This window comes from Aquitalea sp. ASV15 (genome assembly GCF_016429115.1).
In the GTDB taxonomy this organism is placed as follows: Bacteria; Pseudomonadota; Gammaproteobacteria; order Burkholderiales; family Chromobacteriaceae; genus Aquitalea; species Aquitalea magnusonii.
The window spans coordinates 1-316 of record NZ_JAELTZ010000179.1; the positions used below are offsets into that span (position 1 = coordinate 1).

Genomic DNA, 316 nt, shown 5'->3' on the forward strand with positions numbered 1-316 from the left:
CCCCCCCCCCCCCCCCCCCCCCCCCCCCCCCCCCCCCCCCCCCCCCCCCCCCCCCCCCCCCCCCCCCCCCCCCCCCCCCCCCCCCCCCCCCCCCCCCCCCCCCCCCCCCCCCCTTTTTAATGATACGCCGACCACCGAGATCTACACTGTTGTTCGTTCGTCGGCAGCGTCAGATGTGTATAAGAGACAGGTGCTGGCGGAAAGCCGCCGCCAGCGCGTGCTGGCCGCCGAAAAGGCCGGCTGAACCCACTACACGCTCTCTGAAAACCCCATGCCACGGCATGGGGCAGGCTGCTGACAAAATGATTCGCTACGG

At 72.8% G+C, this 316-nt stretch carries 1 protein-coding gene; it reads left to right on the forward strand.

Translation table 11 applies throughout. From position 1 onward, the window contains the following. Positions 1-244 (forward strand): hypothetical protein (locus JHD64_RS21405; RefSeq protein ID WP_199055670.1); only part of this gene is annotated, 244 nt, incomplete at its 5' end. Positions 245-316 lie beyond the last annotated feature (72 nt).